The sequence below is a fragment of the Brasilonema bromeliae SPC951 genome, assembly GCF_012912135.1.
GTDB classification, from domain to species: Bacteria; Cyanobacteriota; Cyanobacteriia; order Cyanobacteriales; family Nostocaceae; genus Brasilonema; species Brasilonema bromeliae.
This window is the reverse complement of record NZ_QMEB01000166.1, coordinates 1-14,598: the sequence shown is the minus strand read 5'-3', so window position 1 is coordinate 14,598 and position 14,598 is coordinate 1. Positions and strand designations below refer to the sequence as shown.

The following is a 14,598-nucleotide window of genomic DNA, read 5'->3' as shown; positions in this document are numbered from 1 at the left end:
GGGTTTGGCTGGGGTTGCAGCTATTATCGGTGTGAGGGTAGAGTTAGATGTAGCTTCAGATTTCGCTGATAGTTTCTTTGTTAATGCTACGCCTAATGTGAGTGGACCTTTGCGATCGCTCTCAGGATTAAATTTCAAGTTTTCGCTTTGCTGATCACTTTCTGCCCAGCTATTAGGATAAGCTTTGGTGAGTAACAAGGGAGTCGCCTGAATACCAGGTACTGAAGTTGTGTCAATCGGTCGTGCTAAGGGATAAAAAGAGATACCGTTGCCAAAATCTTTGGTAATCGGGTGTTTTCCGTATTGAGTTACCAAAGGAGCAGCAGGACCAAGTCCAACGCTTCCAGAAACATCAACTGCCAGACGATTATCTAATTTTACACCCCACTCGTCAAGCAAGCTTTCGAGTTTGGGGTCTGTATCTGGGTCAATCATCAGCAGTAAATTTCCACCTCGATTGAGGTAGTCTTGTAGTGCTTTGACTTCGCTTTCAAAGAGCGATCGCTTCGGTCCTGCAACTACCACAACATTAGCATCTTGAGGAACACTCAATTTTTCTGCCAGATTCAGGGCTGAAGTGGTGTAACCTTTGTCATTTAATGCTTTAACCGCTTGCGATATAACTCCTTCCTCTTTACCAGAAAGTTCGTGTTCGCCGTGACCTTGGAGGATGTAAACTTTAGCAGAGCTTATACTGCTGATTTGTTGCAGGCGATTGGTTAATTTTACTTCTGATAAACGTTCTTGGGGACCAACGACTTGAACTAATTGTCGTTTATCGCCAAATTCCAAGTAAACTTCTCCATAGTCTTTGACACCAAACTTACGAGCTAATCCTGGTCTTGCTTGTGGATCTACATACTCAAAACTAAACTTAGAGGTTTGCCGACGATAATTTTCTAGTAAGTCTCTATCTACAGGGTCTTGATTAACGTCAAACAACCATATTTTTGCAGGTACTTGTAAAGAGCGTACCAGTTCCCGTGACTGGGGAGCAAGAGTAAATAACTTAGTTTCTGTGAAATCAAGTCGTGTATGGTAGCGAGTTCCTAAAAAGTTAATCAATCCTAAAATCGCTAAAACTGCTAAAGTCGCAATCACAGCGTTAGTACTAACTTGAGTAGAACGTTGTCCCCACCAGTTATTCTGCTTGTTTTGCCATATCAGCCACAATACAATGATGACTGTTCCTAAAATTATCAATGCGAGTTGAATTGGTCCCCAATTATCCGATGCGAATCCAGATGTTAAGCCTGCTGCAAGGAGGAAGGGACCAAACCAAAATAAGATTTTTAAAGGTTTCTTTTGAGCGATAAGTTTCATTTGAGGAAAGAGGAAAGAGGGAACAGGGAACAGGGAACAGGGAACAGGGAAGAGGAAACAGGGAATAGGGAACAAAAGTCATGATTCTAGCTTTTTAATAAGAGCAATAATCATTCTACTCTCCTCTCGAAGTAAAAAAATAATTTATTCTATATCTTTTTGCTTAGATAAGCCTACCCTTAGAGATAAAATAATATGTGTTTCTAATTCGTTAATTGAGCCTTGGGCGATATTCAGAAATCTGACATACTCACGTGTTGTTCTTCTTCCGTATCCCTCTGCTATGTTAGCTGGAATAGATACCGCAGATCTCCTGATTTGTTGCACCATACCATATAACTCATCTTTAGGAAATAGTTGAGTCAAAAAATAACACTTTTCGGCTATCTCCATACCTTGTTGCCAAATTTTTAAGTCTTTAAAATCATTAATCTCTGGCATTTAAAAACCTCTTAACTTACTCCTCCGTTCCCTGTTCCCTATTCCCTGTTCCCTGTTCCCTGTTCCCTGTTCCCTCTTTCCTCCTCTACGAACGTTGAAAACGCAATGCATCAATTGATTGAGCTGTGAGAAATATCCCGAGAATAATGTAACTAGCAAATAAAAGCAAGCTGCTCGTATCGAAAATACCTTGTACTAATGTGTTGTAATGTTTCAGCAATGATAGATGTCCTAGCGCTTCTCCTATAGAACCACCAATATTTTTGGCAATTAAATCAACGAACAAGAGTAATAACATTAATGCAAATGTGAAGAGTGCAGACAGAATTGTACTGTCTGTCAAAGAAGAAATGAACATTCCTAAAGATAAAATAGCTGCTGCTAGTAAGATGAGTGCTAAATGCCCTAGTAAGGGAATTGTTGGTGGCATTGCTGGACTTGACGCACTCAAGGCAATGGTTTCTAATCCCATGATAGGCACTACCATTGTGATGAAAAATGTCAAAACTCCTAATAATTTACCGACAGCTACTGCCCAGTTTGTTACTGGTGATGTGGCGAGAAGTTCTAAGGTTCCGCGCTTGCGTTCTTCGGCATAAAGTCCCATAGAAAGAATTGGCAAGACAAATAATAATAGCCATCCCATTCGATCCAAAAATGCCCTGACAAGTTCGTAAGGAACATCTATTGGTGGAACTGGGACTCCAAATTGTTGTCCTTGTAAATCTAATGCAGTCACTGTTTGCAGGATACCTTCTGGTCCCATCAAAATCAGCACGAAGAATAATCCAGATAGAAGCCAAAAAACACCAGCAATTGCATACGCCAAAGGTGATACAAAATAGCTTTGTAACTCTCGGCGATAAATGGCAATAATATTACCCAGTACTACACCCATTTAGGCTGCTTCTCCTTCCTTTGCCTCTGCGATTTCTGTTTCAGTCTCCAAAGTTTTTTCTTCTGTTGTTAATTGCAAAAATACATCTTCTAGAGTAGCGTTAACACGCCGCATTTCTAGTAAACCGAATCCTGTTCCGATCAACGTTGCTGCAATATCTTTTCCTGGTTCAGTTCCTGGTTGTGATATCACCCGCAGGTATGTTCGGTTTTCCTTTAAGGAGGTATGACTGTGCATTCCTACCGCAGAAATTGATTCCACAAAGCTTACCCCTGCGACATTTTGCAGGACTTGTTTGGCGAGACCCGCTTCTCCCTCAATTTCTATCTCATATCCTGAACCTTTTGTCAATTGGTTCATGAGATTGTCTGGTGTATCTGTTGCGACAACTTTCCCACCGTTGATGATTGCCACGCGGCTACAAGTCATGCTCACTTCTGGCAAAATGTGAGTAGAGATAATGATTGTGTGGCTTCCCGCAAGACTTTTAATTAAATTTCGCACCTCGATGATTTGCCGGGGGTCGAGTCCGACTGTGGGTTCATCTAAAATGATGGCTGGTGGATCGTGGACAATTGCTTGAGCAATACCGACTCTCTGACGATATCCTTTAGAAAGTTTGCGAATAATAACGTGACGCTTTTCTTGTAAATTGCAGCGTTCGATTGCTGCTGTCACTTTGGTGGTGCGATCGCCCGCCGAAACTCCCTTAATCCGCGCCACAAAATACAAAAATCCCTCCACCGTCATCTCTGGATACAACGGCGGCGTCTCTGGTAAGTAACCAATCCGTTGACGCACCAACAGAGAATTGTCATGGACATCAAAGCCAGCAATCCGCGCAGTCCCACTCGTCGCAGGCAAATAACCAGCCAAAATTCGCATGGTTGTAGTTTTGCCAGCACCATTAGGTCCCAAAAACCCCAAAATCTCTCCTGGTTCGACGTCGAAAGTGACATCAGTAATTGCTGAGGTAGAGCCGTATGTTTTACTCAGATGTTCAACTGAAATCATCCGTTTTAACTAGGTGCAAATGGTAATTCATCTTTTACAGTTACCAGTTATCAGTGAGACAGCGCTGCAGGAGGGTCTCCCTCCGTAGGCGACTGCGAACCCGAAGGGTTACCAGTTATCAGTTTGAAGAAGAATTCAGCAATTGGTGAATTCAGTATTCAGAAGGAAGAAATAAAGAATTGCGACTCCTGTACGGGCGCAATGCCTTGCGCCCCTACTGACTCCTGACTCCTGACTCCTGACTCCTTCACTGTTTACTGTTCACTGTTCACTGTTCACTGTTTTAACAAACCATGATAAAACAACAAACCAGTTGCTGAGTGTTGAGTACAGAGGAACCACTGCACTTTTGAGTGTGGAGTTGGTCAAAAACTTGACAATTATAGGTGAGACATTCTATTTTTAGAAGAGTGTGTTGAACTTCATCGACACCACTCCCCCGATCCTTGAAAACCGCATAACTTCGTTGAGTGGTGTCGATTGCTTGTATAGCAAGGTTTCCAGCTTACAAGATGACCTAATTATTGAGAATAATCTGGCGATTATTGACAATCAAAAAAGTGGTGTCGATTTGGGGGTCTCAAACCCTCTCCCAGTAAGGGTTCTACAAGTGAACTCTTTACAGAACCCTTTCCCTGCAAAGGGATGGAAACGTCGATGTCGCAGCTGGTGCTACTGTCTGACTGGTTGTCTTTACAGAACCCTTTCCCTGCAAAGGGATGGAAACAACTTCAGCGGATGAAAAGCCAAAGTTTGGAATTCTTTACAGAACCCTTTCCCTGCAAAGGGATGGAAACGTAAGAGCACCCATTTCTTCGACAATCTGACGTGTGCTTTACAATACTTATTCCCCGTAAGGTGATGGAAACATCATCAGACGGGTATTCAAATGTTTCCAAAATTTCCTTTACAACACCTCTCCCCCGTCAGGGGATGGAAACATTTATCTACCACGGTGCGGTTTTGGCATTACTGGCACTTGCTTTACAACACCTCTTCCCCGTCAGGGGATGAAAACGACCTATGCCGCTAATTCGATTGTTAAAACTCACTGCTCAAACTGAGATCTTGCACTTGTGCCAACAACCGCCTAGGGTTTAAACCCTAGTCTCATAGTAAAAGTCGTCTAAAGACGACTGCATAAGCTTTTGAGTCTACTTTAGTAGACTTGAACTGTGAGCCTGGGAATTGATTCCCAGGCGGACGAGGTTGTGTTCTTGAGAATGGTGCAAGATCTCAGCGTTTTTGATAATACCAATTTGAAAAAAGAATGCGACTGATACACATTCCCAAACCCTTGTTATCTTAGGCTTTCTTCATTTTGAGATTGCTTCGCTTCGCTCGCAACGCTGAGCCCTTCGGGCACGCTGCGCGAACGCGATTTTGAATTTTGAATTGGTATAACCTCTTCCCCCAACGGGGATCAAAACCGGAATCAGCGTCAAAAAGTTACATAGGTGTGCTTGTGTAAACGCAGTTGTAGAGTTATTTATGATTGTGAGATTCAAAATTTGTTTATTAGTCACTAAATGGTCAACTCTACTGTCGTTGCCACACTCACAATTTATGTCAACCCTACAATTGGCAATGATGCCAATGCTGGGACACGGTTAAATCCCTATAAAACAATTACCCGTGCCCTGAAGGTAACCACAACACCCAAAGTCATTCAGCTAGCCTGTGGAACTTACAACACTGCTAGTGGTGAAATATTTCCACTGGTGATTCCAGTGGGTGTGATGCTGATTGGTCATGAAGCAACCAAAGGTCAAGGGATTGTGATTTCGGGCAGTGGAAAGTATGAAAGCGAAAGTTTTGGGATACAAAATATTACGCTGGTATTACTAAATTATGCTCAATTGATGGGCATTACTGTTGTAAATCCTACAAAAAAAGGGACTGGTGTCTGGATTGAATCCACTTCCCCAACTTTGGCTAATAATACTTTTATCAAATGCGGTCGGGAAGCTGTGTTTGTCAGCGGTAGTGCTAAACCACTGATTCAGGACAATGTATTTCTGCAAAACGGTGTCAGTGGGTTGGTTATGGCAGGCGATAGCAAAGGAGAAGTGCTGGACAATCTTTTCCAAAAAAATCTTTTGGGGATGGCTATCAGTGACACTGCTGAGCCGCTTGTGGCGAATAATACCTTTCTCGAAAATAGAAATGCGATCGCCCTTTCCCGAAATGCTCGTCCTATTCTGCGAAATAATCTGATCGAAAACAATACTCAAACTGGATTGTTGGTGAACGGCAATGCCGCTCCCGATTTGGGCAGTCCTCAAGACCCCGGTGGTAATATTTTCCGTCAGAACGGGCAATTTGATATCCAAAATACCACCTCTCTCCACTTAAGTTCTGTAGGTAACAATTTGAACTCTACTCAAATTAAGGGAATGATAGAGTTTATTAATCAAAAAGAGAATAATCAAAATTCAGTATTAATTAACACAACCTTTTCAGACATGGCTGGGCATTGGGCAATGGCTTTTGTGGAAGCCTTACATAAAAAGAATTTGATGAATGGCTTTCCGGATGGCACTTTTCGACCTGATGCGCCTATCACTCGTGCTGAGTATGCCGATATCATTGCTAGGAGCTTTCAGCTACCTTCAGGGAAAAAAATACGCAAATTCACAGATGTCAAACGAGGTTTCTGGGCATCGTCAGCTATTGAACGTGCTGCTAGTATGGAGTTTATCAGTGCATTTCCGGATGGGACGTTTCGACCAATGCAAAATTTAACAAGGGTTCAAGCAATAGTCTCTCTGGTGAATGGACTCAAACTGAGTGGGGGTAATCCAAATATTTTAAATGTGTTTGGCGATAGCGCCCAAATTCCTAGTGCCGCCACAAATGCGGTAGCAGTTGCAACTAAAAACTTATTGATAGTGAATTATCCTGAAATTGAACAATTAGAACCACTCAGGGACATCACCCGCGCTGAGGTAGCAGCTTGCATCTATCAGGGATTAGTGGCTAGTGGGATAGAATTGCCAATCGCTTCTCCCTACATTGTCAATCCTAACGTGGAGATTGCCTCCGACACGGAGGTTATGACACACTGGGCAGCAGGATTTATCCAAGCATTGCTCAAGATGGGTTTGACTCACGGTTCTGCCCATGAAACTTTTGAGCCAGATAAACCAATCACTCGCGCCCAGTATGCGGCTTTAGTTGCGGTTTGTTTTAACCCGACTCCTAAACATCCTGCAACTGAGTTTACGGATGTGCAAAAGGATTTTTGGGCTTATAATGCCATAAAAATTGCAGCGCAGGGGGGCTTTGTTGGTGGATTTCGCGATCGCACCTTCCGTCCTGAGCAAAATGTCCTTCGATTACAGGTAATTGTCTCTCTGGTAAATGGACTTGGTCTCAAAGCCGCTGATAATAACAGCTTACTTGGCTTGAGCGATCATAACATAATTCCCAACTATGCTCGTTCGGCAGTTGCTACTGCCACCCAAAACAAAATTGTTGTGAATTATCCGGATCCGAAACAATTCAACCCAAATCGAGAGGCGACACGGGGGGAAGTGGCTGCTATGGTTTATCAAGCATTGGTGGCGGTGAGGCAAACTCCAACCATTAATTCACCCTATATCTTTTCCCATTCTTAATTTGAAAAGTAAAATGAACACCACTTCCCCTCTATACTTGGAAGCACTTACCAAAAAAACTATAGATCAAAACAACATAGGCTGTATGGGATGGGAACAAGATGTGTACCTGCCTGAAGCCGAGAGTGAGATGTTCACATCAAACCCGGACACGTCTGCTGACTTGGCAATAGCCCTGCTAATTCATTATAGTTTCGACCTCGGTGGTTATAGCGCCAGTGAGCTAGTGGATCTTTGGCAAAAGCAATACCCAGGGAACTGGCTACACATGGCAGTCATTGAAGCACTTTATCAGGGTCGCTACAAAGCTGTTTCGGTGCAGCAAATTCTAACGTGTTGGCAGCGACGTGGACAAGCAATTTTTCATTTTAACATGGAATTTGAGCGTTTGATTTGCAGCAAATTTCCACAAAGCCTAACCACAGTTCCCCGAATTTCCTCAGCTTATGTGGAGACAACAACAGCTCAAGAGGACACTTCCGTGCAAACCTTTCCCCCGCCAGTCCCCTCAACTGTGGACACCGGAACACCCAAATGGCTTCCCTTGAGGAGAGTGTCCGTGAACAACCAGACATCAGAACACGGGGATACAGAAAAATCACCACCACACCCCATCTCGCCCCAACAGCAGTCATCTCAACGCAGAGAACCGGAACAGGCGAAAACCTCCTCTATGGAAACCCCTAGCCCCGCATCTGGGAACCAAAATGATCAGGATAACTTTCTCTCTGGGGCTACCAACAATCCCCCAATTGAGCAATTCACCCCGCAAACCAGTGCAGGTTCAGAGTCATTTACATCAAAACTCAAAGCAATTTCTAACGAAAAGCTGCACCCTTCTGAGAAACTAATCGCTAGACGTCCTCAGGGTTTTCTGTCACAAGAAACAGGAAATGATTATAGCTATTAGTAACACTCCCGCGTATATTTAAAATTATATGAATCGTCCATCTATTCTTCAGCCTGGTACTAACTATACGTTTAGCAAATATTTTGAATTACCATTAGCGCCAGCAGACATTCTCGCAGAATTTGATTGTACTTATGAACGTAAGCGATTAGATTTGCCAAGGTATGAGGGAAGTATTAAATGTCTAGATTTTTTAAAACGAATTTTGCAAGATATTAAACTCTATCGTGTTCCTGAAGAATTAGAAGAGTTGCTGCGGATTCTTGTAGGTATTATATCAAGTTCGGGTGATTACTTATAATAAAATCATTAATGTAGGTTGGGTTGAACGGCAGTGAAACCCAACATGAACAAGGATCAAGTGTTGGGTTTCGTCCCTCAAACGGACACATTCCTCAACGGGGGGAACCCCCGCACAGAAGTGTCCTCCCCAACCTACAGATATTATAAGTGTTTAACCGAACCTGATATTATTCAATCTCCCAATCCAAACACAATAACAAACACAATAAAAATGGCATGATGGAGAGAGAAACTTCCTCCATCAACCCAGAAGCAAAATGTTCAACAGTTATCAGTTAACTGTTCACTGTTCACTGTTCACTGTTCACTGCACCCCACACGGCGCTGGCTCCCCTTAATCCCCTCCCCGCGAATTCGGGGAGGCGCGGTTTTGGCGTCAGACAAAACCGGGGTGGGGTTCTTCAGGAATGATAAGTAATCAACCGAACCTGATATCACTGTTCACTGTTCACTGATAACTGTTCACTGATTCAATTCACCGGCTCAACCACACCTTTCAAACCATTGTTATTAAGTATTTTGATGATGCTATCTGCGTTATTGCGGGTGTTGAAGACACCAACTTGCATCACTCCCTTACCGCGCCAGACAGTGGGAAAAGCACTAGGAGCAAGGAATTTGACTAACTCTTGCTCCTTTTCATTTTGGACTTCCACCACAACTCGGTAACGTAAATTAGTTTGAGTGTCTTGTGCAGGAGATGGGGATGAATTCCCAACATACGCTGTTGTTGAAGATCTTTGAGGTACTGGCACTTTTCGCATATTACTAGTATTGCCCAAAGGGATATTGGAATTGGGAACGGGCAAAAGAGCTGCTTCGCCGACAGGCGCAGCTTGTAGTGTTGGTAATGCAGACTGTCCCTGACTCTGCACTCTTTGTACGGGTGCTGGTGTGACTGGGTTAGAGAAAGTTGCATTGAGTTGTGGTACCTGACGCCCAGATGGAGAGAGGGGAGAACGCACAGTCATCTGTTGTAAATTCCTCGCATCCTCTCTTCCCTGTTCCCTGTTAAGCGTTCCCTGTATCCCTGCATCAACAGTGTTACTTGCTGTTTGGGGTGCAGTGAATTCTACACTCCCAGGAGAAACGCGTACATAATTTGCTTGTCGTGATGTATTAGATGTATTTGCTAATGGTTGAATTGATCTTGTTGGGGAAACTTGCCGGGGTGGTAGCATCCTAGTTGGAGATTGTCCGCCATACCTTGTTAAGTTATTAGGAGTTGGCAAGCCAGCATTTTGAAGGTAAGACTGTTTTTGATTAATTGCAGTTGCAGAAAGTGGAGAATTAGCAGGTCTTAATGGTTGTAGTTGATTGTTCAATCCACTAGAAGCATTGTTAGAATATGTGGGCAGAGGAACACGGGGTGACGCACTCAGGTTTGCTGGATAATTTTCACGCGTCTGTGTTCTGCCAATTCCTGCGTCTGCAACTGCTGTTGTCCCAGTCAAGTCTACCTTGCCATTGATGCGGTTGTTGGCAAGGCTGTTGCCAAAAGCAGGAAAAATTTCCTTGGCGGCGCTGGCGTTAATGTCGTAGCGGGCATTGTTGCGAAACTGATTACCACCTGGTTCAGAGGCGGTGCCTAAATTGGGGATTGCTTGAGAAATGGCTACTAACCCATCTTCTTTGCTACCTTGAATAAGGTTGTTCCGTAGTATTGGGCGAGCATTGGCTTGTACTACAACGCCACTTCTGTTGTCTTGAATAGAATTACTAACTACCAAGGCTTGAGCATTTTGGGTAATATTAATGCCAAAGCCCGTCTGTTGAAACACATTTTCCCGCACCTCGGCTTGGGAATTTCCAGAGACGGTGATTCCATTCGCTCCATTTTGATAAAAGAAATTATTGCGAATGTTGGGGGTACTGTTACCAGTAACCGCAATTCCATCTTGGGTACTACCAGTAAAGGTATTTTCCACAATAACTGGATTACTGTTTTCAATCCATAAACCGTAACCACGAGGGTTAGGATTAGTTACTGTTACACCAGTCAACTTGGCTTGGTTCGCGCCGACAATAGCGACGTTTTTACCACCAAAGGTTCGACTAAGGTAAGTATCTCCTCCTTTGATCACAATACCACGACCTTTACTGCGAGAGTCCCCTTGAATAGAAATGTTTGGTTTGAGTATCAAAGGAAAATTCTCTCCAGTTTCAGTACTGTAAGTACCGCTTGAGAGGATAATGACTGTGTTGGGACCAGCAATTCGTAGCGCTTGGCTGATGGTTTTAAAAGGAGTACCTTCACTGCCATTGTTTACCTTGTCATCTCCAACACTTGGGTTGACAAAAAGGGCGTTAACCTGAGAGATTGTTTTGACATCCAGCTGTTTCCCGTCTGTTGTTCTGGGTGTTTGAGCAATGGCGACATCAAGGCTAACGCCAAGCATTGCCATGTATGCCACTCCCATGCCAGTTGTGAAACACAAAACTAAAAAACGAAACACTGATAATATTATTTCATTGAGGAAAAAATATGGTTTGTCATCCTTGGCAACTCGCTTTCGGTCATGGTTGTTTACGATATAAGATTTAGAAAAAACGTGGGGGTGAATCACTTTTACGGCACTCCTTCAACCAAAAAACTTTTGATACTTTTCTAGATGTCGTAAATAAAGTCGATAAAGTTACTCACATATTGACTACTTCGATCTTTTTGAGACAAATTTAAGTTAGTTAAGAATCAATAGAGATACCAAGTACAGTGTCAATATGAAAGAGGCTGACTGTTACGATGGAAGCACTAACGGGGTTGTTGTAATGGTCGAGCCATACAGCCAAACAGAGCAAATACAGCAAGTTGTTTACCGCATTTTAGATGCAAATTTAGATCGCGCTCGTGAAGGTTTGCGAATCATTGAGGAATGGTGTCGCTTTGGGTTGAACAACGCCCAATTAGCTGCAGAATGCAAAAAAGAGCGACAAGAAATAGCTCATTGGCATACCGGTGAACTGCGGGCGGCGCGAAATACGCCTGGGGATCCTGGGACTGATCTCACTCATCCTCAAGAAGAGCAACGTACGAGTATTAAATCTCTGTTGCAAGCTAACTTCTGCCGAGTGCAAGAAGCCCTGCGGGTGTTGGAAGAATACAGTAAGCTTTACAACCCAAACATGGGGAAAGCTTGTAAGCAGATGCGTTATCGCATTTATACTTTGGAAAGTTCTCTGATGGGACGTCATCGACAGCAACTGCTGTTGCGATCGCGTCTGTATCTTGTCACCTCCCCTGGTGATAAGTTAATAGAAACTGTCGAAGCTGCCCTCAAAGGAGGATTAACACTGGTACAGTATCGCGACAAAACAGCCGATGATACTGTGCGCTTACAACAAGCGAAAAAGCTGCGACAACTATGCCACGATTACGGTGCAATTTTTCTTGTCAATGATCGCTTAGATTTAGCTCTAGCGGTAGATGCTGATGGGGTACATTTAGGACAACAAGATTTGCCTATTGCTATAGCCCGAGAATTACTTGGTCCTCACCGTTTGATAGGTCGTTCGACCACAAAAGTGGCAGAACTGCAAGCAGCAATTGCTGAAGGTGCAGATTATGTTGGTGTGGGGCCAGTTTACGAAACTCCAACAAAAGAGGGGAAAGCAGCAACTGGCTTAGAATACGTCCGCTATGCGGCTAAAAATTGTTCCATACCTTGGTTTGCCATTGGGGGAATAGATCCAAATAATGTGAATGAGGTGATCAATGCAGGTGCAAACCGTGTCGCCGTGGTGCGTAGTCTCATGCAAGCCGAACAACCTACCTTAGTGACACAATTTTTCCTCTCACAGCTAATAAGTCGCATGAAACCAGAACTTGGTATGTCTTATGTCTGATAATATTACACTACTTGTCAATGGGGAAACTCGTAGCTGCTTACCGCAAACACCTTTATCCGACTTACTCCAGCAACTGGGTTTCAATCCTCGCTTAATAGCAGTAGAGTATAACGGCGAAATTTTACACCGTCAGTTTTGGTCAGACACAAAAGTACAGCAGGGCGATCGCCTAGAAATAGTCACCATAGTTGGTGGTGGTTAAGTTGGCAAACATGAGTAGCGAGACTCAGGAATGTAAATTGAGCGGTGTAAGGTTTTGCGTTGAGCTAATTGTTTCCCTTTACGACCGAGTTGTTCACGCAGCTTTTGGTCTTGACACAACCGCTTGAAAGCATGAAAAACTTCATAACCGGAATTGGGATTCACTAGTATACCATTTTCCTCGTGATGAACTGTATCCACTACACTCCCCAAGCTAGAAGCAATCACAGGTTTACCAAAATAACCTGCTTCTAAACAGACGATACCAAAACCCCCAACTCTGGGGGTTTTATCATCTCCCTGAGTCAGCATTGCAAGTATGTCGGATGCTGCATAGTATCCGGTTAACTCTTGGTCAGACACATATCCAGCAAAATGAACTCGCTTGTGCACCCGCAAACGACGGGCTAAATTTCTCAGTGCAGACTCATAAGGACCTTGTCCACAGAGTATGTAGTGGACATCCATCCCAAAAGTCAGTAAGAGTGTTAAGTTCTCAATCACGCGATCAAAACCTTTACGCTTCAGCACGCGTCCGACTGAGAGAATCACAACTGCTGTTTCCGGAATGCTGTATCCATTCCGCACCCTGACACGTAAATCATCCAGATTCTCTTGATAAGATGAAACACCAAATTTTTCTACTCTCACAGCGGGGTTGATAACATGGGTTGGTGTTGCAACCTGGAAATGGGTCCTCAAGTAATCTTGAGTATAGGAACTGTTACAAACAATCCCTTGGGCTCGTTTTAACGTGCATTCAAACAGAGAACGCAGTATGGGGTTGTCTGAGGGCCCAAGAATATCCTTTCCGTGTAAGTAGATAAAAAACCGGATAGGTAGGAGATAACTTAACAGCAGAAGAGAAAGAAAATGGTAGCCGTGACCCCACTCAATATAGCGGTAATGATAGCGAAAATAAAGTTTGACGGCGAGCACAAATGAGCAAACAGAATTGAGGAAAGGTTGCAGCATACCCTCCACAAAACTACTATGCCAGTGTCGAGAAATGGGCCAGCGGTATACTGGAAACTTTTGCGCATTGTCAAATAGCTTATGTCCCGAACAACTAGCCGTCAAAACAATGACTCGTTCTGGATCTTGTAAGCAACGATTATAGATATACTCTTCAATTCCACCCTCTTTTGGTTGGAAGCTACGAGATATGACTAGGATGTCCGGGTATGACACAGTTTTGTCTCGGATTGTTGCTCTTATGCGTGAAATGTTTTCCATCAGAACATTTGATCACTAAACGTTAAAATCGCAGAAAAAACCTACATGATTTTTTGCAATCTTTGTGATTCATACCTTTAACTAAACTGAAGAAAATCAGATGATTTTGTTCCTCGTTTATTTGAGCTAACAAATACCTGACATTTTGATTGCATGGTAGAGCAGATAAATAGTTATTTATCATTCTTCATTGAAAAAATCACTTTGAATGAAAAATGATCAATGACTATTGCATTTTCTTTGATTCTGAGCTTTTTTGTAATATCTATAAGGTTTTTCTGGCAAAACTAAGATGCCATAATTTCTGTTCTGATAGTTGAATTGAGTTGATGAATATTTTATTTTTATCATACATACTGTTTCTTGTATATACGAATTTACAAAAAAAATATAGACACAAGTTAAATATTCAAGTGAGAGTAAGGATGAAGATGAAATAAGTTCTATAGCTGAATGGCACGTCAACATTGAAAAACGTAAAATAGGGTCTTTGCCCTCCGGATATGACCTATGCCTATGGCACGGCTCGTTCACGCTTTGCTTTTACGTAATGACATTTTACGTTTGATGCTTGCTATTCTACTTATATTTTTTTATACTATTTTATCAAATAGCTCAGAATTGATACTTAAACTTTCATACGTCAAATCGCTCCTATTAAGACTTTGAAATCTAGCTACTTTTAGTAGAATATCTGAAGACCACTCAAAATGTTATGCCAAAATGCCAAAAAGCTACTTTTCTTAATTATCTTTGTTTAAAAAAGTTTCAAATGACTTTTGATCTCTACTCATCAAACCTTGTTG

The 14,598-nt window shown here is 42.8% G+C and carries 11 protein-coding genes; 5 read left to right on the top strand and 6 right to left on the bottom strand.

Annotated features, from left to right (window positions below):
• The 4 genes from DP116_RS19315 to DP116_RS19300 form a co-directional block, all read right to left on the bottom strand.
• The coding region (locus DP116_RS19315; RefSeq protein WP_169156716.1) for a Gldg family protein at window positions 1-1,323 on the bottom strand (1,323 nt) is incomplete at its 3' end.
• A gap of 144 nt (window positions 1,324-1,467) precedes the next feature.
• The gene (locus DP116_RS19310) at window positions 1,468-1,764 is read right to left on the bottom strand and encodes a four helix bundle protein (protein WP_169156715.1); all 297 of its coding nucleotides are present in this window, start codon (window positions 1,762-1,764) and stop codon (window positions 1,468-1,470) included.
• Window positions 1,765-1,849: 85 nt separating this feature from the next.
• Entirely contained in the window at window positions 1,850-2,662 is an 813-nt protein-coding gene (locus DP116_RS19305; RefSeq protein WP_169156714.1) for an ABC transporter permease, read from the bottom strand.
• Window positions 2,663-3,676 (bottom strand): ABC transporter ATP-binding protein, encoded by a 1,014-nt coding sequence (locus DP116_RS19300; protein ID WP_169156713.1) that lies wholly within the window; start codon window positions 3,674-3,676, stop codon window positions 2,663-2,665.
• Window positions 3,677-5,205: 1,529 nt separating this feature from the next.
• On the opposite strand from DP116_RS19300, the gene DP116_RS19295 reads away from it, so the two are divergent.
• The 3 genes from DP116_RS19295 (at window position 5,206) to DP116_RS19285 (ending at window position 8,507) form a co-directional block, all read left to right on the top strand.
• Window positions 5,206-7,296: an S-layer homology domain-containing protein gene (locus tag DP116_RS19295; RefSeq protein WP_169156712.1), complete on the top strand. Its 2,091-nt coding sequence runs from the start codon at window positions 5,206-5,208 to the stop codon at window positions 7,294-7,296.
• A gap of 85 nt (window positions 7,297-7,381) precedes the next feature.
• The gene (locus DP116_RS19290; RefSeq protein WP_246275703.1) at window positions 7,382-8,206 is read left to right on the top strand and encodes a hypothetical protein; all 825 of its coding nucleotides are present in this window, start codon (window positions 7,382-7,384) and stop codon (window positions 8,204-8,206) included.
• A gap of 28 nt (window positions 8,207-8,234) precedes the next feature.
• Complete coding sequence (locus DP116_RS19285; RefSeq protein ID WP_169156708.1) at window positions 8,235-8,507, top strand: hypothetical protein; 273 nt, start codon at window positions 8,235-8,237, stop codon at window positions 8,505-8,507.
• Window positions 8,508-8,979: 472 nt separating this feature from the next.
• Here DP116_RS19285 and DP116_RS19280 read toward each other — a convergent pair whose 3' ends face one another.
• Entirely contained in the window at window positions 8,980-10,914 is a 1,935-nt protein-coding gene (locus tag DP116_RS19280) for a DUF1565 domain-containing protein (protein ID WP_169156717.1), read from the bottom strand.
• Window positions 10,915-11,230: 316 nt separating this feature from the next.
• On the opposite strand from DP116_RS19280, the gene DP116_RS19275 reads away from it, so the two are divergent.
• Both DP116_RS19275 and thiS read left to right on the top strand, forming a co-directional pair.
• Entirely contained in the window at window positions 11,231-12,352 is a 1,122-nt protein-coding gene (locus DP116_RS19275) for a thiamine phosphate synthase (RefSeq protein WP_169156711.1), read from the top strand.
• Window positions 12,345-12,557 (top strand): sulfur carrier protein ThiS, encoded by a 213-nt coding sequence (gene thiS / locus DP116_RS19270; protein WP_169156710.1) that lies wholly within the window; start codon window positions 12,345-12,347, stop codon window positions 12,555-12,557. The genes DP116_RS19275 and thiS overlap by 8 nt, the downstream gene beginning before the upstream one ends.
• On the opposite strand, the gene DP116_RS19265 is transcribed toward thiS, so the two are convergent.
• Window positions 12,554-13,792 (bottom strand): glycosyltransferase family 4 protein, encoded by a 1,239-nt coding sequence (locus tag DP116_RS19265; RefSeq protein WP_169156709.1) that lies wholly within the window; start codon window positions 13,790-13,792, stop codon window positions 12,554-12,556. The genes thiS and DP116_RS19265 overlap by 4 nt on opposite strands.
• Window positions 13,793-14,598: the final 806 nt, after the last annotated feature.